At 58.3% G+C, this 24,245-nt stretch carries 21 protein-coding genes and 2 tRNA genes; 9 read left to right on the top strand and 14 right to left on the bottom strand.

From position 1 onward, the window contains the following. The first annotated feature begins 28 nt into the window (after positions 1-28). Together hpaR and ACR0IV_RS16170 are read left to right on the top strand one after the other, a co-directional pair. Positions 29-463, top strand: a complete 435-nt coding sequence (hpaR, locus tag ACR0IV_RS16165; protein WP_480471407.1) for a homoprotocatechuate degradation operon regulator HpaR — start codon at positions 29-31, stop codon at positions 461-463. 163 nt (positions 464-626) lie between these two features. After that, positions 627-1,517: a helix-turn-helix transcriptional regulator gene (locus tag ACR0IV_RS16170; protein WP_480660184.1), complete on the top strand. Its 891-nt coding sequence runs from the start codon at positions 627-629 to the stop codon at positions 1,515-1,517. A 7-nt stretch (positions 1,518-1,524) separates the two neighbouring features. On the opposite strand, the gene ACR0IV_RS16175 is transcribed toward ACR0IV_RS16170, so the two are convergent. Next, positions 1,525-2,736, bottom strand: a complete 1,212-nt coding sequence (locus ACR0IV_RS16175; protein ID WP_480660185.1) for a winged helix-turn-helix domain-containing protein — start codon at positions 2,734-2,736, stop codon at positions 1,525-1,527. A 6-nt stretch (positions 2,737-2,742) separates the two neighbouring features. After that, entirely contained in the window at positions 2,743-3,843 is a 1,101-nt protein-coding gene (locus tag ACR0IV_RS16180) for a LacI family DNA-binding transcriptional regulator (protein ID WP_480471410.1), read from the bottom strand. Positions 3,844-3,881: 38 nt separating this feature from the next. Between ACR0IV_RS16180 and ACR0IV_RS16185 the strand changes: the two genes are divergently transcribed. Both ACR0IV_RS16185 and ACR0IV_RS16190 read left to right on the top strand, forming a co-directional pair. Then, positions 3,882-3,958 (top strand) — tRNA-Arg (locus tag ACR0IV_RS16185). Between the two features lie 140 nt (positions 3,959-4,098). Next, positions 4,099-5,601, top strand: coding sequence for an ArnT family glycosyltransferase (locus tag ACR0IV_RS16190; RefSeq protein ID WP_480660186.1), 1,503 nt, complete (start codon positions 4,099-4,101; stop codon positions 5,599-5,601). A gap of 418 nt (positions 5,602-6,019) precedes the next feature. Here the strand turns inward: ACR0IV_RS16190 and ACR0IV_RS16195 are convergent, their stop codons facing one another. The 7 genes from ACR0IV_RS16195 to ACR0IV_RS16225 all read right to left on the bottom strand — a co-directional run bounded on the left by ACR0IV_RS16195 (position 6,020) and on the right by ACR0IV_RS16225 (position 14,980). Beyond that, positions 6,020-7,075 (bottom strand): ABC transporter ATP-binding protein, encoded by a 1,056-nt coding sequence (locus tag ACR0IV_RS16195; protein ID WP_480471411.1) that lies wholly within the window; start codon positions 7,073-7,075, stop codon positions 6,020-6,022. Then, on the bottom strand, positions 7,075-8,322 hold the full coding sequence (locus ACR0IV_RS16200; protein WP_480660187.1) for an MGH1-like glycoside hydrolase domain-containing protein: 1,248 nt from the start codon (positions 8,320-8,322) through the stop codon (positions 7,075-7,077). The genes ACR0IV_RS16195 and ACR0IV_RS16200 overlap by 1 nt, the downstream gene beginning before the upstream one ends. Before the next feature lie 5 nt (positions 8,323-8,327). Continuing rightward, on the bottom strand, positions 8,328-9,536 hold the full coding sequence (locus ACR0IV_RS16205) for a carbohydrate ABC transporter permease (protein ID WP_480660188.1): 1,209 nt from the start codon (positions 9,534-9,536) through the stop codon (positions 8,328-8,330). Beyond that, positions 9,536-10,768: a carbohydrate ABC transporter permease gene (locus ACR0IV_RS16210; protein ID WP_480660189.1), complete on the bottom strand. Its 1,233-nt coding sequence runs from the start codon at positions 10,766-10,768 to the stop codon at positions 9,536-9,538. The genes ACR0IV_RS16205 and ACR0IV_RS16210 overlap by 1 nt, the downstream gene beginning before the upstream one ends. Positions 10,769-10,825: 57 nt before the next feature. After that, positions 10,826-12,181, bottom strand: coding sequence for an ABC transporter substrate-binding protein (locus tag ACR0IV_RS16215; protein ID WP_480471415.1), 1,356 nt, complete (start codon positions 12,179-12,181; stop codon positions 10,826-10,828). Between the two features lie 29 nt (positions 12,182-12,210). Continuing rightward, positions 12,211-13,266 carry a LacI family DNA-binding transcriptional regulator gene (locus ACR0IV_RS16220; RefSeq protein WP_480660190.1) on the bottom strand — a complete coding sequence of 352 codons (1,056 nt, stop codon included), beginning with the start codon at positions 13,264-13,266 and terminating at the stop codon, positions 12,211-12,213. 226 nt (positions 13,267-13,492) lie between these two features. Continuing rightward, the gene (locus ACR0IV_RS16225; RefSeq protein WP_480660191.1) at positions 13,493-14,980 is read right to left on the bottom strand and encodes an ArnT family glycosyltransferase; all 1,488 of its coding nucleotides are present in this window, start codon (positions 14,978-14,980) and stop codon (positions 13,493-13,495) included. Positions 14,981-15,097: 117 nt separating this feature from the next. Between ACR0IV_RS16225 and ACR0IV_RS16230 the strand changes: the two genes are divergently transcribed. From ACR0IV_RS16230 to ACR0IV_RS16245, 4 genes are all read left to right on the top strand, one after another. Then, positions 15,098-15,859 carry a glycosyltransferase family 2 protein gene (locus ACR0IV_RS16230; protein ID WP_480660192.1) on the top strand — a complete coding sequence of 254 codons (762 nt, stop codon included), beginning with the start codon at positions 15,098-15,100 and terminating at the stop codon, positions 15,857-15,859. After that, positions 15,856-16,155 carry a lipid-A-disaccharide synthase N-terminal domain-containing protein gene (locus ACR0IV_RS16235; protein ID WP_480660193.1) on the top strand — a complete coding sequence of 100 codons (300 nt, stop codon included), beginning with the start codon at positions 15,856-15,858 and terminating at the stop codon, positions 16,153-16,155. The genes ACR0IV_RS16230 and ACR0IV_RS16235 overlap by 4 nt, the downstream gene beginning before the upstream one ends. 122 nt (positions 16,156-16,277) lie before the next feature. Next, complete coding sequence (locus tag ACR0IV_RS16240; RefSeq protein WP_480471420.1) at positions 16,278-16,940, top strand: GNAT family N-acetyltransferase; 663 nt, start codon at positions 16,278-16,280, stop codon at positions 16,938-16,940. Positions 16,941-17,066: 126 nt separating this feature from the next. After that, positions 17,067-18,788 carry an adenylate/guanylate cyclase domain-containing protein gene (locus tag ACR0IV_RS16245; RefSeq protein ID WP_480660194.1) on the top strand — a complete coding sequence of 574 codons (1,722 nt, stop codon included), beginning with the start codon at positions 17,067-17,069 and terminating at the stop codon, positions 18,786-18,788. A gap of 52 nt (positions 18,789-18,840) precedes the next feature. Here ACR0IV_RS16245 and ACR0IV_RS16250 read toward each other — a convergent pair whose 3' ends face one another. The 4 genes from ACR0IV_RS16250 to ACR0IV_RS16265 all read right to left on the bottom strand — a co-directional run bounded on the left by ACR0IV_RS16250 (position 18,841) and on the right by ACR0IV_RS16265 (position 23,764). Next, positions 18,841-19,758: a pentapeptide repeat-containing protein gene (locus ACR0IV_RS16250; protein WP_480471422.1), complete on the bottom strand. Its 918-nt coding sequence runs from the start codon at positions 19,756-19,758 to the stop codon at positions 18,841-18,843. Between the two features lie 137 nt (positions 19,759-19,895). Continuing rightward, entirely contained in the window at positions 19,896-21,206 is a 1,311-nt protein-coding gene (locus tag ACR0IV_RS16255) for a gluzincin family metallopeptidase (protein WP_480660195.1), read from the bottom strand. Between the two features lie 30 nt (positions 21,207-21,236). Beyond that, positions 21,237-22,574, bottom strand: a complete 1,338-nt coding sequence (locus ACR0IV_RS16260) for a TfuA-like protein (protein ID WP_480660196.1) — start codon at positions 22,572-22,574, stop codon at positions 21,237-21,239. After that, complete coding sequence (locus ACR0IV_RS16265; RefSeq protein ID WP_480660197.1) at positions 22,571-23,764, bottom strand: YcaO-like family protein; 1,194 nt, start codon at positions 23,762-23,764, stop codon at positions 22,571-22,573. The genes ACR0IV_RS16260 and ACR0IV_RS16265 overlap by 4 nt, the downstream gene beginning before the upstream one ends. Before the next feature lie 158 nt (positions 23,765-23,922). Between ACR0IV_RS16265 and ACR0IV_RS16270 the strand changes: the two genes are divergently transcribed. Next, positions 23,923-23,998: transfer RNA gene (locus ACR0IV_RS16270), tRNA-Thr, on the top strand. A gap of 65 nt (positions 23,999-24,063) precedes the next feature. Here ACR0IV_RS16270 and ACR0IV_RS16275 read toward each other — a convergent pair. After that, positions 24,064-24,245 (bottom strand): hypothetical protein (locus ACR0IV_RS16275; protein ID WP_480734411.1); only part of this gene is annotated, 182 nt, incomplete at its 5' end.

Genomic DNA, 24,245 nt, shown 5'->3' on the forward strand with positions numbered 1-24,245 from the left:
AATATCTGAAATTGCGCCAAAATTCCCTATGGCTGACGACTTACCCCTGACTTCCCGTTCTTTGCCGATTGCGCTGCTTCGTGCGCGGGAAAAGGTGATGGGGCCCATACGTGGCGTTCTGGCCCATGCAGGCGTGACGGAACAGCAATGGCGCGTGCTGCGCGTCTTGCAGGAAGAAGGCCCGCAAGAGCCTACTCTGATCGCGGAGCGGGCTTGTCTGTTGTTGCCCAGCCTGACCCGGATTCTGAAGAAGCTGGAAGATAAGAAGCTGATCGTCAGGCGCCAGGATCTTAAGGATCGCCGCCGCCAGATTGTTGAAATCAGCGATGAAGGGCTGGCGATCATCCAGGCCAATCTGACCGCAATCCTCGAACAGGCGGCGCATATGCGCAAGCTTTTGGGTGAGGACCGGCACGAGATGCTGCTGGACCTGCTGGGCGAGTTGTATGATCTGGACCCATAGTCAGGGCTCGTAAAAAGGCTCTATTCAAGTGTTTTCGGGATTAAACTCGGATGTAGTTCTCTGATAAAATTTGCTCATGGGCCGATGAATTCACCAAAATCGTTGCCCGTTTGGATATCGCGTCGTAGCCTGTGCATTATATTACACAAACGGTTTGACCGGAATGGATGCCTCCACGCCGCCAAATGCGGCAAATGAGACCGCCCCTCAGGATCTGAGCGCCCGCGTCGGCGCTCGTGTCAGGCGCGCGCGGCAGATGCGTGGCATTCCGCGCCGGGTTCTGTCCGAAAGCTCCGAAGTTTCGCCCCGCTATCTTGCGCAGCTTGAAGCGGGCGAGGGCAATATCTCAATCGGATTGTTGCAGCGCGTTGCCAAGGCCCTGGACTACAAGGTCGAATGGCTGGTCGGAGAGGATGATCCTTGGGATTCGGACGCGTTGCAGATGACCGAGCTGTATCGCGAAGCCAGCGACGACGTCAAAGAAGTCGTAATGAAGGCCTTGCGCCCGCAACCAGACTGGAACGCACAGGCGCAACGGATCTGCCTGATCGGGTTGCGAGGGGCTGGAAAGTCGACTTTGGGTGCGTTGTTGGGGGCTGAACTCGACCTGCCCTTTGTCGAGTTGACGACCAGGATCGAAGAGATGGCAGGCATGCCTTTGCCCGAGGTCATGGCCTTTTTCGGTCAGGATGGGTATCGCAACCTCGAAGCGCAGGCGCTGGACAGGGTGATCAACTCATATGACAGGCTGGTTCTGGCAGTGGCCGGAGGGATCGTGTCCGAACCCGCGACCTATACGAACCTGCTCAATCGGTTTCATACGGTCTGGCTGCGCACCTCACCGTCCGAGCATATGGATCGGGTACGTGCGCAGGGCGATGAACGCCCCATGGCAGGAAACCCGGAAGCGATGGAACAGTTGAAGTGTATCCTGGCCAGCCGTGAGGCGCTTTATGGTCGTGCGGATGCTCAGATGGATACCTCGGGCCGATCGGTTGAGGTTTCGCTGTCGGAACTTCAACAATTGATCAAGCAGCAGGGTTTTCTGGACTAAATAGACCCTATTTAGGGTCTTTCAGCCAGTTCTCCGCAAATTCCACATCCCCGAGCGCTGCAAATCGGCGTACCCGGTCCAGCTCGGCCTGCAGCCGTCGGGTGCGCGCATCTGACCAGCGCAGCTTGCGCTCGGGCCACACTGCCCGGACATGCAGCAGGTCCCGATCCCGCTGCGCCTTCATGTCGACCCGCCCAATCAGCCGGTCGCCCTCCAGCAACGGAAATACGTAATAACCGTAGACGCGTTTGGGCTCGGGTACGAAAACCTCGATCCGGTAATGAAAACCGAATAGCCGCTCGGCGCGGTTCCGGTCGCGCAACATTGGATCAAACGGGCTGAGCACCCGGATCCGACCAGGGGCAGGCTCCAAAGCAGCGGCTTCATCGCAAAGGCCGGGGCGTGCAAAAACCTTCCGCGCATTCCCGTCTGCGCAAGTGATAGCTATTTCCTCGATATGACCCTGTGTTAGAGCCTGTTCACACCATGTTTTGGCCTCGGCGGCGCTGACCGTATCCCAAAAGGCTGCCAGCTCACCGGATGTCGCGAATCCCAATCGGTCGAGTGCTGCGTTGCACAACCAATCCACCGTGGCTTCGGCATCGCATGAGCCTCCGGGGCAGAGATGAGTGTCGATCACGCGCTCGGTCAGGTCATAGCGTTTCTGAAACCCGTCCCGGCCCACAACCGTCAGTGCGCCCGACCGCCAAAGATATTCCAGCGCGGTCTTGGACGGATGCCAGTCCCACCAACCGCCCGAGCCCTTTTTCTCGTCCTTTCCAACATCAGAGGACCCAACCGGGCCATGATCGCGGATATGTTGCAGGACCGTTTCGAACTTCTGCTCAAACCCGTCGCGCCGCCAGTTCTTCCAACGCGCATTCAGCATGTCGGCATCGCGAAGAAATCTCAGATGCCAATGACGATAAAACTCCATCGGAATCACCGCGGCGTCATGTGTCCAATGCTCGAACAACGCCCGGTCGCGTTCATAAAGCCGCTTGAGGTGACGCGCGCGATAGCTGGGTCTGCGCGCATATAGGATCATGTCATGGGCGCGGGCGACGGTGTTGATGCTATCCAACTGAACGAACCCTAACCGATGGATCAGTTGCAACAAATCCTCGCCCTTGGAGCCGCCTGCGGGTTGCTCCAGCAGCGCATGGCGGTCCATGAACAGGGCACGCGCCGCCCGATTGTCCAGTCGTTGCAGCGCCATGACGTCTTAGCGCCGTTTCAGCGTATCACCATAGCTGATCTTGGGGGTCAGGGTGACGCGGGTTTCGACCTCTGCCTCCGGATCAGCCAGCTTTGCCGCGATGATCTGGGCAGCGGTACGCCCGATCTCGGTCCGGCAGGCATCCATAGTGGCCAGCTTGCGCGGCAGACCCTGCAACAGCTCCACATTGTTGAAACCGGCAAGGCCGATCTGACCAGGAACATCTATCCCCTGATCCAGCAGATACAGCAGCCCGCCTGCGCCGATCATGTCGTTGGAATAATACAGAAAATCCAATTCGGGTGAGCGTTCCAGCATGGCTTGCGTCATCTCGCGCCCCTTGGCCAACGCCGAGCCACCCGAGTAGAACTCGCGATCTTCGATCTCGACCCCGTGCTTGCCCAGAACCTCGGTGAAACCCTCGAACCGTTTCCGGGCGCGGTGGTCCAGAGGCATCTTGGTGCCCATAAAGCCGATATGCTCATATCCGGCCTTCAGGATCGCCTGCGCCATTTCGCGCCCGGCGCGTCGATGCGAAATCCCCACCATCGCGTCTACGGGCTTGCCATCGGTGTCCATGATCTCGACCACCGGAATGCCGGCCGAATCCAGCATGGCGCGCGCGGCTTCGGTGTGCTCCAGCCCGGCAATGATCACGCCCGAAGGCCGCCACGAGAGCATCTCGTACAGCACTTTCTCTTCCTTCTCAGGCAGATAGTCGGTGACGCCGACCACCGGCTGCAGCTCCGTATCCTCCAGCACCTGATTGATACCAGTCAGCACCTCTGGGAAGACCATGTTGGACAGAGACGGGATGATCACCGCCACCAGATTCACCCGGCTGGACGCCAGCGCGCCTGCGATCTTGTTGGGCACATACCCAAGCTCTTTCGCGGCGGCCAGAACACGGGTTCTGGTGGCGTCCGAGACATCCCCTCGATTGCGCAGCACCCGGCTGACCGTCATTTCAGACACTCCGGACGCTTCTGACACATCACGAAGGGTAAGCGGGCGTTTAGTTTCTGTTGTCACCGGGATACCTGCATTGTTGTTTCGCCGATGGTAGCGTGAACAGGGCAATCTGTTCAACACTTGTGCAAAGCCCATGACAATCCAAAAAAACCCCGCTACAGAAAACGTCGCGCGGCCCCGTGGCTCAACTGGATAGAGCAGCCCCCTCCTAAGGGGCAGGTTGCAGGTTCGAATCCTGCCGGGGTCGCCAGACTAACCTGAAGCGCTCGCAGTTTGATACGACATGACCTTCAACAAGAGCGGATTGATATCACTCGTTTTGTAACGTACAGGTTCCGCACCCTTTGAACCTCTGCATAACTTTTGTTTCGCAGCACAAATTGATCATCAATGCACTCCCAAAACACAATTTATTCACGTTTCAAATCGCCACGATTCTTACCCTATGTCGTTGCTGCTGTTGTCGTTTCTATTGTTTGGTCCTGGTATCTGGTCGACTTGGGGGTCGGTCAGCTTTCGCATTTTGATGAATTCTACACCTATGATCGAAGCACTGGTTTTGCGCGAAACGATGACTGGTTTGCGGTCTATTCCAATAATGAGCCGAGCCTTAAAAAGCCCCCGATGCAATACTGGATATCGGGATTGTTGATAGAGTTCGGAGTGCCAGATCTTTCAGCGCTTAGAATACCATCAATGGTCTTTGCCCTGGGCGCTCTGCTCGCCACTGCGTTTCTGGCACGGACTATGTTGCAAGAACTTCCGTGGGCGATACCTCTGTCGGTTTTGCTATTGGCAAGCTCGATGGCGTTTTGGCGCCACGCAAATTCGGCGATGTTGGACACGGGGGCGGTCTTTTTTACTACTCTGGGCTTTGCCACGATGTTCGCTGCTTTTGAGAGGCCGAAATACTGGCCATATTTTGGTGTGGCGACAGTTCTGGCAGCGCTGCAGAAAAGCCCTACACCACTGGCCTTCCTGCTGCTGGCTCTGCTCGCTCTGGCGCTCACGAGCAAATGGCAGACGACGCCGCCCAGGGAAATCTGGCGTGATGTAAGGTTCCGCAAAACCATACTTTTCTCGACGTTTCTGGCGTTCGCTTGGCCGATTCTGCAAGAGGTCCGATTTGTCCTTGATGGGTCGCTGGACGGTAGCGTCAAAAAGCAAATGATCGACCGGTTCGCACCATCGTTTTCTGACCGGGGCTTAAGCGGGATGTTTCAGTTGATCCTGGGCGATGAAGCGTGGCTGCGCATAGCAGGGTTCGTGGGCCTGTGCGCGCTGCCATTCACCCTGCAACGTCCCAGATTGTTTGCTGCGACTGGCATCGCCATTCTGTTCGTGGTCATGATGTGGGCCGCGTCCGGACGGGTTTTTGCGCGCTACACGCTTCTTATTCTTCCGCTGCTGATGGTCGGAGCGGCAGGGTTTGCCTTGTCGCTTGGCCGTTTACGTTGGGTGGGAATAGGCGCGCTGTTGATGCTGATAATCGCAGCCGGAGGGCCGCTCAAAGACCGCTCAAAGATCCAGTCAGGTTTGGCTGCAAATCGCTTTGGGATGCCAATGTCGGACATCTTGACGCCGATCGGTCAGGCGCTGCAACCGCATGAGGCTCTGGTTATCTGCGCATTCGACCGCACACACCCAAGGATTCCTCCGGGTGCCGTGTCCGTTTATGCATCGAACGGGGAGCGGTTTGTTTATCTGTCACGGATGGAGCTGGCATTCCGCCTGGAGAAGAACGGACTCTCGTCGCGCGCTCTGCGCGGGTTCTGCAGTACCAAGGAACTTTCGAAGCTTGCCCCCGATTTGGTCGAACTAGATGCAACCCCATCGCCGGTCGAAGGGTTTGTGTATTGGACGGCATCTGGGCATCGGGACTCGCAGGATTAGATCCCGGACAATCCGTCAATTGTTCCATACTCGAACTTCATGCTGTGAATCAGTTGCCGGGCAAGGCCGGTCAGGTCATCCGAAAGGCGATTCAATTCCTTCGCTTGGGCAGAGCCCGCGCAGCGGGCCTAAGCTATTGCTGAACCGTAGCTAAGAGCGCAGATAATAGCTCTCGACGGCGGCTCTCTTTCCCCAATGCCGCGATGAACAAAATCGATGTGGTTGGAACTCGCATTACTTACTGGTCCTTTGGACGTTGAAACTGAGTTGTAAACCGCCTCACAAAAACGAGCTATCTGGCGGCTCAATTGGAAAGACCTACCCCCTCCTGGTGGGTAGCTCACAGCTTTTGGTCTAAACGGAAGTGTAACCCCGTCATAGAACAACCCGAACTTTACGAGCAGACGCGTGGCCGAATTTATTCCAGACTCAGCGCGTCGCCGTTTTCGTCGAAGAAGTGCAACATATCAGTCGGGAATTGCAGGCCAATATTTGCCCCCGGTTTGAGGTCTGTGTCCCCGTTCAGGCGAACGGTCACTTTCTCTTCCGTACCGCAATCCACGATCAGGAAAGTGTCTGCCCCGAGGTATTCGATCACTTCTATGACGCCATCGCTTTGGCCGTCTCCGGCCGCGACCACTTCGATGTGTTCGGGTCGGATGCCAAGCCTGTTGGCAATTCCAGACCCAGAAAAACTGCCACCTCTGCCACGGTCCAGAGTGTAGCTACCGTCTTGAGCAGTGCAGGGTAGTATGTTCATTTTCGGACTGCCGATGAACTGCGCCACAAACAGATTGGCCGGGCGTTCATAAAGCTCTCGCGGGGTGCCGACTTGCGCGATTTTACCGTATTCCAGCACGACGATGCGATCAGCCAAGGTCATCGCTTCGACCTGATCGTGCGTCACATAGATCATCGTCCGCTTCAGGTTTTGATGGAGCTTTGCAATCTCATACCGCATTTCGACCCGAAGGGCTGCGTCGAGGTTTGAGAGAGGCTCGTCGAACAGAAACGCCGTCGGATCACGTACGATGGACCGGCCAATGGCGACGCGTTGACGCTGACCGCCGGACAAGTCCTTGGGTCGACGTTCCAGGAAGGGCCCCAGCTTCAGTACTTCGGCAGCTTTGTTGACCTGCTCAGCGATCTCAGCCTTCGGGACTCCGGCCACCTTGAGCGAGAAGCCCATGTTTTCAGCGACCGTAAGGTGCGGATAAAGCGCGTAGGATTGAAAGACCATTGTCAGCCCCCGCTTGGATGGCGGATGGTCCGTAACGTCGCTGTCATTAATCAAAAGCGAGCCACGCGAGATGTCTTCAAGCCCGCCAATCATGCGCAGTAGCGTGGATTTTCCGCAGCCGGACGGGCCCACGAAGACAATGAACTCGCCCTCTTCGATCTTAAGGTCGACACCTTTGATGACCTGAGCCGTGCCGAACCATTTTTCGACTGATTTTAGTTCGATGCTGCCCATTAGTTCCTCCCTGCCCAGTGCAGCCAGACAGCCGCAGTCCAGGTGAATGAATTTCCTCCGGCGGGGCTACCGGTGAGTGGTTCGTAATATTCCGCAAAGCCGTTCGTTGAGATCAACTGCGCGGTTTTCAGACGTAGTGCTTCGGCTTCTGACAGGTGCCCCATGTCAGCCAGTCCGAACCCAATCAGCATGTTCATGAAACCCCATGTGGGGCCTCTCCAATATCTGCGCTGGTCGAAGTTGGGCATCGCCGGGTCATAGCTGGGAACTGGATATGGCACATTCGCAAGCACCGCCTGCAACCGTTCCAGCATTTGCAGTGAATCAAGGCCCGCATACCAGCAAAGATACGACGCGTTAGAGACGCTTCCTGCCCATTCACCAGTCAGCGCATCGCGCGAGTCGAACGAGTTCAGCGTTTCGTTCCACAACGACCGAGCGCCGGCGTTGAGCTTCTGAATGTCATCGCTTAGCCCATCCGCCGCAATACCAAGCCTTTCGCTGATCACGAGCAGATCGCGCGCGGCGCGCAGGGTGATGAACGTCATAGTGGGATCGGCGACCCGGAATGGGTTCAGGCCCAGCAGTTTCTGCTGATCCCAGCCGACCTGGCACCCGATCTGAACCAGTTTGATATACCGATCATAGTCGTACTTGGTCGGTCGATCGGCGCTGTTGACGTGGCTTGTGTCACGCCGCTGATAGTCTCCAACGCCTGTGGGGTCGACGCCTTCCATCGCCTTGTCCCAGTCTGGCGCGTTATCCCGGCCAGCTTCCCACGGATGTGTGGTGCAAACCGCGCCGTGTTCGTCGAGTCGCCATCTCATGATCCAGCGATGCCACGCCAGCAGAGATGGGAAGAGCGCGCGAACGCGGTCCGTGCCTGCATCGCTATCTTTTTCCCAGATCTTCCGCGCCACAGTTGCAGCCACCGGGGGCTGAATGATGCCAGAGGACGGGATCGGCCCATGGCCGCCCCAGACATCGGGACCGGGGAAATAGCCATCATCCTGCTGGTGAAACAGGATATGCGGCACCATGCCGTCATCCCACTGGCCTGTGAACAGCGTCTCGATCTCGGTCCAGGCACGGTTGATGTCGAACTCGGCAAAGCCAAGGGCCGCGATCGCGCTGTCCCAGTTCCATTGGTAAGGGTAAAGCCCTTCGGTTGGGATGGTGTATCCGCCACGATCATTGGCAATCAGGATGTTGCGCGCCTCGCGGTCGGGGTTGGTGTGTTGGTTCATCTCAGTCATCCTTTGACGGACCCCGCAGTCAGGCCCTTGGTCATGAAACGTTCAAGCCCCAGGAACAGCGCCATGATCGGAACGGTGGCGATCACCGCACCGGCCATTAGGTGCTGTCGGGGAATTTCCGAGGAATTCAACATCGTGACGCCTCGGGTCAGGGTGAATTTTGACGGGTCGTCCAGCAGCATGAAGGCCAGCAGGAATTCATTCCACGCGATCATGAAGACGTAGAGCGAGACCGATGCCAGCGCAGGTAGGCTAAGTGGCAGGGTAATTTTCCAGATCACCGCCAGCCGCGACAGCCCATCCATCAGACCGGCCTCTTCCACCTCCGTCGGCAGGCCACGGAAATAACCTTGCAGCATATACAGCGCGACCGGGATCGTGGTGACCGGGTAGATCATGACGATGCCAAGGATTGAGTTGCGCAGCCCGGTCAGTGAGAATGCGATATAGATCGGCAGTGCCAGAACAATCATTGGCACCATGTAGATCAGCAGGATCGAGCGTGAGAACGCCTTTTGCCCTTTGAACCGGAACCGTGCCACCGCATAGGCACCGGGGACGCTGAACAGCAAGGTGATGAACACCGTCAAGACTGAGACGTAGAGCGAGGTCCACAGATAGGTGCCGAAGTTGAAATCCCGAAACAGCTCGGTATAGCTGCGAAACAGCGCGGTGCCTTGCGATAGATCGACCGAGAAATCCAGCGGGTTCTGCAACAGGGCCTGCTGCGATTTCAGGCTGGTCATTACCATCACATAGAACGGGATGATCACAATCGCGGTGAAGAAGATATATCCGAAACCCGTGCAGAACCGGATCACCGCCGCTTCGTATTCATGACGCGTGAGTTCTCCGAACGGCGTCTCTTGCAGGATTGCTGCCATGGACAGGTGCATCACAACCGCCATCGCCACCACAGTGACCAAAACCGCCTGCAACGAGGTGTCCGAGCCGATCAGAACCGGCCCGAACCCGGTCAGGCAAGACAGGCCCAACAGTGCGGATATACCCAGACGAGCCGGTGCGCGCTGCGCCGGGAAGCGGACATAGATCAGACCGGCCAGAGCCCCCCAGATCAGGCAGAGCAGGACCTGAGGTCGGAACGCTGCCCCGGTTGAAAATGACATGGTGATGGCGACAGTTGTGGCGATCACCACCAGCCAGAGCGCGCCCAACAACGGCGCGGTTATATACCCTTTGCGCATCACAAACCCTCCTCACGGCTGATGAAGCGGAAGAAGACGAAGCTGAATGCGATCAGGCAGAGCAGGATTACTACAGCCACCGCCGCGCCTGCGCCGATGTTTGAAATCGCAAAGGCCTGTTCATAGACATTCACCGTCAGCGTGCGGGTACCCGCGTTGCCGCCGGTCAGCAGGAAGATGTCGTCGAACTTGTTGAACGTCCAGATGAAGCGCAGCAGGAATAGTACCGACAGGATGCCCAGCAGTTGCGGGATGCTCAGCAGCCAGAACTTCTGGAATGGTGAGGCTCCATCCATATCCGCTGCTTCATACATGCTAGAGTCGATGGATTGCATCCGCGCCAGAATGAACAGGAAGGACAGCGGGAAATAGCGCCAGATCTCGAACACTGTCACCATGATCAGCGCCAAAGGGCGTTCCCCGAAGAAGTTGATCGGTTCACTGCTTAGTCCCATCTGCACCAACAATGCGTTGGCAGAACCTGAGAACGGGTCGAACAAGGTGACCCATGTGAAGGCCACAGCGATGACTGGCGCCACATAGGGGAACAGATAGAGGCCGCGTATGAACCCTTGTCCTTTGAAGCTTTTGTTCAGCAACAAGGCTGCAAACAGGCCCATCACCAAAGCCCCGATGGTGCCGACAACGGTGTAGAACAACGTGACCCATAGAACGCCCCAGAACTCGTCACCGTCAAAGACACGGGCGAAGTTTTCCAGGCTGAATTCAAAGTTGGTAAGCACGCTGGGCCCGCTGCCGGTCAGGTCGGGTTCGGAGCCTTCGATCAGGTCCTCAAACGCGTCTGGATCACCGTCCACTGTAACGGGGATGCGGATACGTTCGCGCTGCCCGCCTTCCAGAGTTCCAAAATCACAGAACAGGTTTTGCCCGTCCAGAACGCAGGGGCTTGTCACCTCGCGCGCCGTTACGCCGTCTGGCAGAACATCGGTCAGGGTGACGCCGCCAACGGCGATCTCCTGGCTTGAGTTGCGCAGACGGTATTCGATCCGCAGATCGTCGCCGGATCCGCGCAGACTTTCACGAACGACCGGTGCAGGCGGGCGCAGGTCAGACAGGGTGAACGGTTTGAAGCTGATCCAGATGATCGCCAGCAGGGGCAGGATCACCACAAGCGATACACTGATCACGGTCGGAGCCAGCAGCGTCCAGGCCAGACGCGCCTCGCGTTTGGCTAACGCCCCGGTTCCTGTCGGTGGGGTGGCCGAAGTCATGGGATACCTCGAAGGGTTGGGTGCAGCGGCGCATTCGCCGCTGCAGATGTCACAAGGTTACTGAACCTTGGCGAGTTCGTCGTTCATCGCGGCCACCGCAGCGGCTGCATCAATTTCATCATCGATATACTGACGCACGACCCGGTTGATGGCCTGGCTATTGATCATTTTGGACGCCAACGCCAGCTGACCCTCGGCGACGCCCCAGCGCTGCGCCACGTCCAGACCACCAACGATCTCGTCGATCATCGCCTGATCGTACAGCTCGCCCAACGGCGCCTTGCGATCGACACCGACGGGCAATTCGGCCCAGGCTTCGGAGAAGGCGGTTGGGTTGTCAGCATTGCCGCGACGGACCGGGAACTTACCCTCGGGCGCGATGGCCAGCGTCTGGGTATAGCCCTGATCCATGGCGTATTTCACAAACTCCATCGCCGCGTCGGTATCCGCGTCGTTGGTGATGCCAAAGTAACGAACGTCACCCCAAGCCGCGCCATCCGGATTGGACGGGCCAGCGAAGTTGGTCACGATACCGGTTTTCGACGCAAGATCGCGCGAGGTCGGATCATCGTTGATGGTGGGCGGGGCGCTGTCACGCAGACCGGCCAGTTCATCCAGAATGAACGGAGACCAGATGATCATCGCGGCCTTGCCATCGAAATACAGTTCGCGCGACTGCTTCCAGAACAGCTCACCCGGAGGCGAGGCTTTCGAGATTGCCTTGTAGAAATCCAGAACCTCGGTCGTTTTGGCCTCATCCAGTGGCTGGAAACCATCCGCACCCACCGGCGTCACGCCATTGGCGAGGAACACATGCTCCAGCACCTGGCTCATGAAGTTTTCGTCCACCTTGGTGGCGGCGACAAAGCCATACAACTCGGGCGGGTTGTGCAACTGCTCCAGCGCGGCAAGGACATTAGCGAAGGAATTCGGGGCCTCAAGTCCGGCCTCATCAAACAGGTCCTTGCGATACACAACCATCTGGGTCCAACCATCGACCGGCACCGATGCGGTTTCACCGTTGAACGCCGCCATGCCAAGCGCGCCGGGGGCGAATGTGTCAGCGCCCAGCTCTTCGATCACTTCGGTCGCGGCTTCGGTGTCCAGAATGCCGGCCTCGGCCCATGGCAGGGCGTATTGCAGCGGGTGGTAGACCACATCCGGCAGATCTCCAGCGGCAAAGGCGGCGGTGGCGCGGGTACCCAGATCAGTTTCGGTGACTGGGATCACCTCGACCGTGGTGCCGGTTTCAGCCTTGAACTGATCGGCCATTTCCTGTTGCTTGGCCAGCCGCTCGGGCTGTTCTTCGGTGGTCCAGAAGCGGATCGTATCCGCATGTGCCGACACCGCCGTCAGTATCAGCGCAAGCGATGTTCCAAGCATCATTCGCGATGCTGCAGGTGCAATTTTCATAGTCGGTCTCCTCCCCGGTTATGAACGTTCTAAAGTTGGATTTTCCGGGCCAGCTCCTCGGGGGTCAGCCGCGGTGGCCCGTCGGATTCGCGCTCAATCAGCACGGCCTCGCTCAGCTCGCGCAGATCAGCGGGTGCTTCACCGCGAGTCTGGCGGATCAACATGGTTGCAAGGCGTTCACCGGCACGCTGAGAGTCCACGCTGAAGGTAGTCAGCCCGGGGCTGACATATTGGCATTCGGGTATGCCGTCATATCCCAGGATTGAAACGTCGCGCCCGATCTCAAGGCCCAGTTCTGTGCAGACCGGATAACACCCCAGCGCGGCCAGATCCGTTGCAAACACGATCGCTGTTGGCGGGCGACCCAATGTCAAAAGCGCGCGCGCCTCAACAGCACCTTCTTCGCGCGTGCGCGCGCCTTCCCGGATCAGCTCAGGATCGGCGGGCAGACCTGCGGCCTTGAGGCCTTCGAGATACCCGTCGCGGCGCAGATGGCTGTAGTTGAATTTCGGATCGCTGCCGACATAGCCAATGCGCGTATGGCCAATACGGACGAGTCGATCAACCGCATCCCGTATCGCCGTTTCGCCGGAGATATCGAACCAGGATGTGTCATGCTGCGCGCCCGCTTGCCCGTATCCGGTACGTCCATAAAGGATAAACGGAACTCCCAGCTCTCTGAGGTATTTCACGCGCGGGTCGTCGACCTCGGTCCGGGGCAGGATGAACCCATCAGCCTTGCGTTCTTCGACAAGCCGCCCCAGGACTTCAAGCATGTCTTTCTCGGACTTCGCCGTGGAAATTGTCATTGTCCAATCTAACGCGCTCGCCGCTTCGCACGCGCCGGCCAGAAAGTCCTGAAGAAAAGGATTATGCCGGTCAGGCTCTTCGCTGTTGATCACCATTGCAATGGCGCGCACCCGCCCGGTTCGGATGGCCTGCGCATGGCTGAGCGGACGATACCCCATCTTACGCGCTGTGACTTCAACGCGCTTTCGCGTGCCCTCAGAAATATCTGGATACCCGTTCAAGGCGCGCGACACGGTGCTTTTGGAAAGCCCGAGATGCTTTGCCAATTCGTCCAACTTTACCCTTTTGGGGGACGAGAGGCGATGCGGTGAAGACTGACGCCTTTGCAGTGTTGGATTCGTTATCATTCCCTATTAATTCGTACCGAAACCGGTTTCGGCAACGAAAAAATAAAATATACCCAACGCTGCCAGAGGCGATGTTCAGGAATGCCTGGAAGAATCGAAGGCCCAGTCTAGGGTTGCAAAGCCCCGAGGCGATACAGCCATTACGATCAAGGTCCTATTGGTTGATCAAGCTGTCCGCTGTCCAATAGACAAATTTTGTCCCGTCAACAGGCTGCCGAGCAAGACCGGTCAGGTCATCGGCAATTTGATCAAGCTCTTTCGCGCGGCAAACACCGCGCAACGGGCCGGAAACATAGCCAAACCGATCCAGATAACCGCGCAGATCAGGGCGCCTGATATAAACGAAACGCTGATCGGGTGACGCATAGACCGAGGCCGCCCCCAGTGGCAGACGGTGCCGGTTGTCAAAGCCGCATACCACCAGTGTTTCGCCGAGCTGAACCATGGATTGCAGCGGCTCAAGCAAGTCCTGCAGGTCAATGCCGAACTGCTCAGCCGTGGTGGGGTGGCTATAGTCGACGGATCGTTTCAGCGGACCTTTTTCGGACAAACAAAGCACAGCGATCAGCAGCACGCGCACCCAAAGCCGTTTCGAGATCAGCATGATACCGCCCGCAGCGCCAACCATCAGCATTGGCAGGATCAGCAGCGTATAGCGGTCATAGACCTTTCCCGATGCCATCCACATGCCCAGGAAGAAAACCACGGCTATCCCGGTTACGGCCAGCAGGCGGGGGCGTCCAAACTTGAAGGGCAGGAAGAACAGCCCGATCAACCCCACCAGCCGCAATCCCGGCGCGTTGCCCAGAATGATCTCCGAGAGTTTCTTCAGACTGCGGTCGGAAACGCTGGGTGCAAAACGATCCAGCATCTCGGTACGCACACTGCCTTGAAACTCGGCCCCAAAGCCAAAGCGCAGATATTGAAACAGTGGCCAGAAGAAAGCTAGCAGCAGACAGGCCGCCATGCTCCACAGGAATGTCCGGTTTTTCCAGATCTCACTTGTGGGACGGTCCTGCCAACGCTGCGTCAGGATCAAGGTCAGCAAAGCGATCGCCAAAAAGGCCAGCGGTGTCGGGCTTTTCTGCATCCCGGACAGAAACACCGTAACGGCGAACCAGGGCCACAGGCGCGGACGCTCAAAAGCGGCCAGCATGATGGCGACGCCAAGGGTCGAGAAGAACATCGCGCCATTGTCCAGCATGGCCGAAGTGGCGTGACCCCAGAAATTCTGAGAGCTGGAGACCAGCAGCACCGCAGGCAGCATCAGCCAGGGATGATCCGGCACCATGACCCGTGCGAGCCAAGCGGTCGCGATCAACGTGCCCAGCGCAAACAGCATCGAAGGCAGGTGCAGTGCTGTCATATGTGACAGGCCCATCTCGATCATCGCCGCCGTCATCCAGTATTGCAGCGGAGGTTTCTTCAGGCTGGGTTCGTTCTGTGAAAAGACCGTGAACCAATCGCCGTTGCGGGCAAAGCCGAGGCTGCGGTCATAGGTGAAGAACTCATCGATCTTCGACAGCCCGTCCTGTCCCAGCCCGATCATGTACCAGCACCACAGAATCGCGATGACGATACCCGTCGCGATGTAAGGCGCCCAGTCATGCGCCAGAAGGCGTTCGGTCGATTTGACGTTCACCACGCCCACCTTTCGATCAGTTGTGCTGAAACCTGCTTTTCGGCTGGCTGGCTACTTGAATTTACGCTCCTGATCAATCACAAGCCTTGGTGTCTGATTCAAGAACACAAATTCGTCATGCCCAGCGATACTCAGCCTCAGTCCGATAACCGACCCGCCGTGTCGGTTGTCATCCCCATGCATAATGAGCAAGGTGCCGCGGCTGATCTGCTGCAAGGCATCTGTGCCGCGGCTGCGGATTTACCGGCGTTTGAGATCATCGCGGTCGATGACGGCTCGACCGACGGCACTTATGAGGCGCTGAAGACGTTCCAGCAATCCTGCCCCTATCTGCGCATCCTGCAGCACAAACCTGCCGGAGGACAAAGCGCCGCCGTTCATTCCGGTGTCCAGGCCGCGCGGGCCGAGATTTGCTGTACGCTTGACGGTGACGGCCAGAACCCGCCTGAGGAACTGCCAAAGATCTGGTCTCCGCTGTTGGCGGATGACAGCGGGCAGATCGGTCTTGTGGCCGGGCAGCGGCTGGGGCGGAAGGACACCGTTTCGAAAAAGCTGGCCTCGCGCGCGGCGAATGCGCTGCGGGGATGGATGCTGAAGGACGGCACTCGCGATACCGGATGCGGGTTCAAGGCCTTCCGCAGGCAGGCGTTTCTGAACCTGCCCTATTTCGATCACATGCACCGCTATCTACCTGCGCTTTTCAAAGCCTATGGCTGGCAGGTCGCTCTGGTTGATGTCGCACATCAGCAGCGTCTGTCGGGGCAATCCAAATATACCAATTTCGGCCGCGCGATGGTCGGCATCTGGGATCTGTTCGGCGTCGTCTGGCTGATGCGCCGCGCCAAATCGGTCTCGGCAAAAGAGGCGGGTCGCTCGTGATTGAAACCATCCTCGAAATCCTGCATGTCGATAGCCCGACCGAAGCGTTGTGGGTTTTCATCGGTCTTGCGGGCCAGCTGATGTTCAGCGCCCGGTTCATCGTTCAGTGGATCACCTCGGAACGGGCCAAGAAATCGGTCATCCCTATGGCTTTCTGGTATCTGTCCATCGGCGGCGGGCTGATCCTGCTCAGCTATGCGATCTATCGCCGTGATCCCGTCTTTATTCTCGGCCAGTCTATGGGCTTGTCGATCTATCTACGCAACATTTTCCTGATCCGGGCTGAAAACCGCTAGGACCTCGCGCACGTTGTTGAGAAACCGGCCCGCTCAGCGGGTCTCGGCTTATCTGAATCCTTGTGTGAACAAGTTATTTCTCGTTTTTGAATCATCTGTGCTAGTATCGCGCGGATAGATTTTTGTATTTGTATTCGGAGGCTTTGCCTTTGCCCGATGCTACACCCCGGTTGTTCCGGCTGCGTCCGCTCGAGAAGTCGGATATGGAAACGGCTGCGCGCTGGTTTCAGGATGTACACGACCTTGCACTGTTTGACCGGACGTCACGCGTTCCGCTGAATCTGATGCAAACCGAACAGATTTGGGAAGAGGCGCTCAGCTCCGCGCCCGATTGCAGGAAGTGCTGGTTCATCATCGAATCCGAAGGCGGTGACGCGGTGGGTATGATCGGGCTCGAAGCGATTTCACCGGTCAACCGCGATGCCGTGATCCCGATTTTCATCGACAAATCTGTGCGCCGCCATGGTGTTGCTGTCCGGGCGATTGCGCTGCTGCTGGATTTTGCGTTCCGGCAGCTGGGGCTCAACCGGATCACCTCGTATTACCGGGCCGATAATCACAGCAGCCGCGATCTGATCAGTCAGGTCGGATGTCAGATCGAAGGCACCATGCGACAGGCGTGGTTCGCAGACGGACAGTTCCACGACATGGTGGTTGTTGGTATGTTGCAGCAGGACTGGACCACACGGCGGCAGGTTCTGGCGCAGGAATTGCATTCCGATACTGTGGTCAGTTTCGGCTCGGCCGATTGGAGCTGGCCACCCCGGGCGGATTGCGATGACTGAAATAACGCCTGTATCGAGGCAGATTTTGCTAGAGTACACTCGTCGGATTCGACGCGACACGACATTCGAGTATTGCCAGTGAATACAACCGGTTCAGACCCCTCACTCAGACAGAAGCTCGGCGCGGTGCTTTTTGCCGACGTTGTGGGCTATTCCCGTCTGATGAGTGAGAACGAGATGGATACGTATAACGCGTTGAAATCTCTGCTGTCACAGCTTGAGACGATTTGCCAGCAGTATCAGGGCCGGGTGATCGAAGTGCGCGGCGATGGCATTCTGGCGTTATTTGAAACCGCCACCAGCGCGGTTGAGTTCAGCGTGGAACTGCATCGGATTGCCGCGCAGCACAATCAGGCGCGGATGGCACATGAACAGATCAAGTTCCGCGCCGGTGTCCATATGGGCGAGGTTCTGCAGGATGATCGCGGCATCCATGGCGACAACGTCAACATCGCCGCTCGCCTACAGGAAATTGCGGAACCGGAACGGGTCTATGTCAGCGCCGCAGTCTATGAGCAGATCCGCAATCGCCTGCGTTATGGCTACGAATTCCTTGGGCCCAAGCAGCTCAAGAACATCATGTCGCCGGTGGCGACCTATTGCGTCCGCAGCGAAGTCGAGGGCGCGACCATGGCCGCGACCCTGCGGCCCGATATGCATCTTGAATTGCTGGAGCGGCCCGATATCCCTTCAGTTGCCGTGCTCCCCTTTGCCAGCCAGGGTGGGGATGAGGATGACAGCTGGGTCGCCGAAGGGCTGACCGATGACATCATCATGAACCTGTCGAAGTTCCGGAACCTGTTCGTCATTGCCCGCAACTCGTCCTTTTTCTTCAAGACGCAGTCGATGTCCCCGCACGAGGCCGCGCGCCGGTTGAACGTGCGCTATGTGGCACGCGGCAGCGTCCGCCGTTCCTCCAGCCGCATCCGCGTCACTGCCGAGTTGCTGGACGCCAATACCGAACGGACCATCTGGGGCGAACGGTTCGACCGCAAGCTCGACGATATTTTCGACATTCTGGACGACGTCACGGAATGCATCGTCGCGGCCATGGCGGTGATGATTGAATCGCATGAAAAGCAGCGCATGGTGCAGGCCATTCCGTCAGACCTTCGGGCCTATGGCTCGGTTCTGCAGGGCCAGCATCACATCTTCAAATACACGCGCAACGATAACCGCAAGGCGCAGCATTGTTATGAATCGGCACTCGAACGGGACGGAGGGTATGCCCGCGCGGCAGCCGCCCTGTCGCGGACGCTCAATATCGACTGGCGCTATTCCTGGACCGAAGATCCGGGCGGCGCGCTCGACAAAGCCCTGTCTCTGGCTTTGCGTGCGGTCGAACTGGACCCGACCGATGCGCGAGGCTTTGGCGAACTGGGCTATGTGCAGCTTTATCGCAAGGAACATGCGACCGCGCTTGAATCCTACAAACGCGCGCTGTCGCTGAACCCCAATGATGCCGACATGCATTCGGATTATGCCGATGCGTTGGCACATTCAGGGGATAATGAGACAGCGATCGAACATCTTCAGCAAGCGATGCGCCTGAACCCCTATTTCCCGGATCAGTACCTCTGGCATCTGGGCGGGGCCTACTACAATCTCAAACGCTATGACGATGTGATTTCTGCGGTCAACAAGATGAACAACCCGACCGAAGGGCAACGGGTTCTGGCTGCGAGTTATGCGCATAAGGGCGATATGGATATGGCGCGCCAGATTGCTGACAAGCACCGGGCGGCGCATCCCAACTTTTCCCTGGCGCGCTGGGCCAAGGTTCAGCCGGACCTGCTGGAAGACGACACGCAGCACTTCCTCGAAGGCCTCAAGAAGGCCGGGTTCTGAGCAAGAAAAAGGGCGCGTGATCGACGCGCCCCATTCACGGATAGATCAGCTGTTATTCGCCGCGTGCCTTTGCGCCGCTGACCTTGGCACCGCTGACTTTGGCACCGCTCACCTTGGCGCCACTGACTTTGGCGCCAGAGACCTTGGCACCGCTGACCTTCGCGCCACTCACCTTGGCTCCGGCCATCATCGGGGCGTCGTATTCGAAATAGACGTCCAGCAGGACCTCTTCGATCTGACCGGCTGCGATATCCATACGGATGGTGTAATCGGCCTGATCATAGTTCCAGACGCGGATATCATTCGCCATCTGGTAATCCGCCGCTGCAACGCCGGATTTGGATGGATCAAGCGGCGCACGTGCGGCCTGCCGCGTCGTGTCTTTCCCGGGGTCTTCAAGCTTGAAGCCGTAAGGCAAGTTGCCGCCGGTGGCGCTGTCGCCTTCGCCATGGACCAGGAAGATCGTCGGTTCGGGCATCTCGTAGTAGGTGCCATCATATGCGAAGCCATAGATCCGGGCCAGCCGGGCATCGCCTCCGAACTGGTCCCCGATGAAGTTGTTGACGCCACGACCCCTTCTGCGATCATCTTGTTCGATGAATAGCTGCTCGCTATGCCTGTCAGCAGTCTGCTGCCAGAACGTGTGTTTGAAAACGCGACCCCGGCGAATGTAGACAAATGATTCAAACGGGACTTTCTTGCGCTTACCGAGTTTCAGTTTGTTCCCGTCGTTCTTGTCCTTGTAGATCTTGTAGATCCCTGACTCGTCGTTTGCACTGTCTCCAGCCTGCACAAGGATCCGGTCATCTTCCCGCACAGCCACACCATCAATTTTGGTGATCTCCTGTGTAAAATCGTAACCCGTCGCCACCTCAATTGCGAGCCGGACTGACTTCTGTCTCAGTTTAAGATCACTTAATTCTCGTCCGAACAGTAATACCTCGGAAAAACTGAGTAACGACTCAGACATATCACTTTCTCCCTATCGGGGGTCGACGGGGCCTCGGGCCGCGCCTGTCCCAGTTTGCGCATTTCACTGCACGTCGATTGTCAAATTATCACCCCGTGCGCACAACCTGCCATAAAACCGGGGCAAAAACAAAGACTTTAAGGTTCTTTAATCTCGGGTGACAACGTGCGAACGGACGCGGCGTGGCTGGACCCATCCGGCTTGGTCAGACGTGGGCCGGGCCGTGTCAGCCCGATGTCACGCATGCGGAAATTGCCCTCGATAATCTGGCGGAAAGCGCCGCCGGTAATCTCCTGATCGACAACGACCAGCGCGCGCTCGACCCCGAAATAGCTCAGCATATCGGCATCCAGCATTTCCCAGGCGTCGGCAAGGTAGGACCCCAGCAAATCCCGCGCCTCGATCAGAGCGACGCGGAAGCCTTCGGGATCGGCAGCGTAATGTTCGTCGAACAGGTCCTGCATGATCGCGTTGTATTCATCGGTGCCCTCCAGCTCGTCCGAAAGCTCCTCCATTTCCGAATCGATCACGTCATGGGCGACCAGCCGTTCGTGGTAGATATCGACCAGAATATCGAACATCGCACCGGTCAGCGGCTCCGACAGCGCGTGTTCACTGGACCACCCATGCGAAAACTCGGACAGCGTCCGGTCATTGGCCGCGATGCGAATCTGCGCGTTCTGCGACAGCTCGGCAAAGCGGCTGAGCCGGTTATAGGTATAGAGATTGCCGCGCGTGTTCTTCAGCACCTCATCCACGACCGAGCCGAAATGAAGCGACGCCAGCAGCGCCACCATATCCGCCGCCGATTCATGGAACCCGTAATACTCGCCCGTTGCGTCGTCTTCCGAGGGCAGGCCAATGACGCTGTAGATGATGGCATGGCCGATTTCATGCGCCACCACGTCGAAGTTCAGACTGTAGGGGCGGTATTCGTCCCCATGTTCGCGGGTGCCGCCGGTTTCCAGAAACCCCCAGCCGATATGCGCGTTGTCGAGGCTGGGCAGCAGCGACAGTTCCAGCCGCTCGAAATCGCGCTCGAAATGCCAGGGGATCGGGCGGCCGAAATAACCCTCCCAGACATCCATGGTGAAATGGGCTGCGCCAAACAGGTGGGCGGCTTCAAAGGCCGGATCGTCGGGATCGATATGGATGAAATTGCCGAACTCATCGGGCTCGGGCGGTGGCAGGATATAGCCGTCCCAGGCGGGCAGATACATCTCGGGGCCGTCCTCGCCTTCGATCATCGCACCATAAGGGGTCGTCTTGTCGACCGGGTACATCGCATACATGCGCGGCCCAGAAGGGCCGGGCCCGATCGAGCCCTGCGGGGCCGAGATCTCGACCAGTTCAGGTTTCGAATTCGGCTCTAAATAGGGCGATTGCGGATACAGCAGGAACCGCGTGCCCGGAGTTTCATTTTCCGAGTAATCGGGCCAGATCGTCAATGTCCCCTCCCGTTATCGTCCCGGCTAACCTTAGGCCCGCGTATCGGGCTGCTGATCCTCGGGGTCGCCACCGGCGTGGCAAAAGATGAATTCGGCTTCAATCAGTTCAAGAAACGCCTCGCGCCCTTCAAGGCCCAGCGCGATTGCATAGGATTCAAGATCATCCGGTACCGCTTGGTCAAGACGTGTTTCAAAATACCAGATCAGCGACTGCGTTCGGTTCGTGCCGCCATTCACCCGATCCAACGTCTCGATACGGTCAGCTTTGCGCCGCGCCCGGTCACGCAACGCTGCATAATGACCATCGTGGCGCAGCTCGGCTAGCACGGCGGCATCCAGATCATCCGCCCGCGCTGCGATGGCCGCATCCTTGCGGGCGCGGTCGGCCAGCATCGCCTCGTATTGCGCAGGGGTCAGGTCATTGTCCTGCAGCCATTCCATCAGATCGGCCTGACGGGGCAGGCGCGCCGCGCGCCTGTGCGCGGTCATGTGCTTTCGTAATATCTCACGGTCCGGCTGGTGATCGACCCGATGCGCCTCGTCCCGCGCCAGCAGGTTCAGCGCGGCGCGATCACGCAGCTCGGCATAGAGGGCAGGGTCCAGCCGCAGCTCATCCACCAATGTCCGGGAGGCGGTGTCTTGCGAGGCGGTCTCGGCATCGACCCGCGCCCGCAACTCGCGCCAGGCCAGGGTACGTTCGACGCGCGGCGCCGCGGGGGTGTCGGTGTCCGCTTCCAGATACCGCGCCATATGTGCCAGCATCTCACGGGCGTCATCGCCCTTGGCATCGACCTGCCCCTCGGGCAGCCAGTTCTGAAAGCCCTCCAGACCCGAGGTTGTGCCCGCCGCTGCAATCACCTTGTCCCAAACCCGGTCGCGATAGTGCAGAGTCTTGGCAGCGTCCAACAAGGTCCGGGCAACATCGGCTGACATCACCCCTGCGGTCTGCGCCTTGGCCAGAGTGGCGCGGATCGACACCATTGGCTCACTCAATGGCATGAAGCCCAGCTCTGCCGGTCCGTGCAGAACCGCCACCTCATCGTCGTCTATGATCGCGCCGCTTAGATAATCCTCGAACACCCGCCCGACGCCGATCATCCCGAAATCGGCCAGTTCTGCCGCCCGCAACGCGCCCATGCTGGCGCTGCCAAAGACCGGGATGCCTTGTTCCAGCGCCCACAGAATTTCCTTGTGCCAGACCGAGGGCACCCCGTCGAAATACCCGTCAATGATACCAATGGCCCGCGGCCTGTCCCGTACCACGCGGTACACATCCCCTTGCCGGACCGGAGACAGAATGGTCGCGTCCAGATGCACCTGCACCGCATCGGATCGCAGGGTGGGGCCGACGAACACCACTACGCTCATGCCGTCACCGCCCGTGCACGTGGACCTGTAATGTAATCGGGATCGTCATGCGGCGCTTCCAGCCCCGGAATAACCGCGCGGACCACCGCGATATCGAATTCAGGCCGGGACAGATCGACCGTCACCACCTGACCCATACCGACCACCGACAGACAACTCAGCAGCAGCTCAAGATCTTCCGTGAACGACCCCGTGACATGCGACGGGCAATCCGTGAAACGCCCGATCGCTGCTGCGCCATCGATCAACTCACGGATATACCGGCTGCGCCACGTGCAGGCCTCGTCCGAGAACTCTTCGGGGTCCAGATCATCCCGCGCGCCCGAGATATAGGTCAGCCGCGTCTGCGCCGCCTCGGTTAGTGCACGCAGCAGCGCTATGGCGCGATCCGGGTGACAGCCATCGCCGATGCCGATATGGCCGGTGGCCTCTCCGGCCTCGCAGATCACACAGTGAAAGCTGGCAATGCCGATATCCGAGGTGGTGTCCCAAATCCCGAGATCCAGCCCCGCCGCTGTGATCTGATCCATCGCCTGACGGCATCGCGGATCGTCCACCGTGTCCGGATCAACGCGCGGCGTCGCACCCCGGTGATGCCACAGCGTCGTGGCGTCCCGTTCGATCAACTCGCAAATCGCGTGGCAACTGGCCTCAGTCACGTCGTTGCCCGATGCCAGACCATTCGTTGTGCGCGGAAACGCCCTTTGCCCGACGACCGGAGAGGTCGTGTAATCCGTATCCACCATCTCATAGGGCACCCAACAGGCGGCATCGGCGTTCAGATCACGCCCCTGCACCCACAGCATCGCGCCATGCGGGTCAAACTGCCCGCCGGTCACGCGCGGCAGACGATAGACATCCACCACGTGATCCTGTGCCAGATCGGCATGGCTGCACAGCCGCAGCGGCAATTCGATCCGTTCCGCATGCCACGACTCGATCGCTTCCATCACGCCCGAGGCCTGCGCCGCGCTCAGCGACAATCCCTTGCCCAGTGACACCGCGACCGAACGCGAATTGGGTCGCGTCACCATCACCGTCGGCAGCCCGACCCGGTCGAGCCCGGTCAGATTGGCAATGCGCGTGATCCCCATCTGTTTGAGGAACGGTTTGACGATGGCAAGTGTCTGCTCAGGGTCCCGCAGGCGATGCGTGTCCAGCACATAAGTCTTCTGTGAAATCCCGGACATTCAAATGACCTTGCCAAATATCTGATAATCCACCCGAACCCGCAGGCTCCGGTCCGCCCGCGCGCAGGATGGGCGAGGAATGCGAACCGGTCAACCGCAGGGGTGTGTGAACTGCCTCTTGCAAGGGTCGCGACCTGCGGCTAAACGATCTGTCGCATGCCTCAATAGCTCAGCTGGTAGAGCAGGTCCTTCGTAAGGACAAGGTCGGGGGTTCGAGTCCCTCTTGAGGCACCACATATCTTTATATTATATATCTAAAACAATATGTTGGATGCATAGCTTTCAATCCAAGCCACCCTTTAATCCACCTTACGAGCAATACCTAGAAGCTCAAAACAAACAATAGCCAGTAAGATGCTGCGCAAAACACCGCAGTGATCAGTGCGTTTGCTAGGCTCAGGACTCATAACCAATAGATGACCAAAGCGGCGAGAGCGATTGCTGAGAGGAATACTCTGGGGCACCTGTCGTACCGCGTCGC

The sequence above is a fragment of the Ruegeria sp. C2 genome, assembly GCF_056537765.1.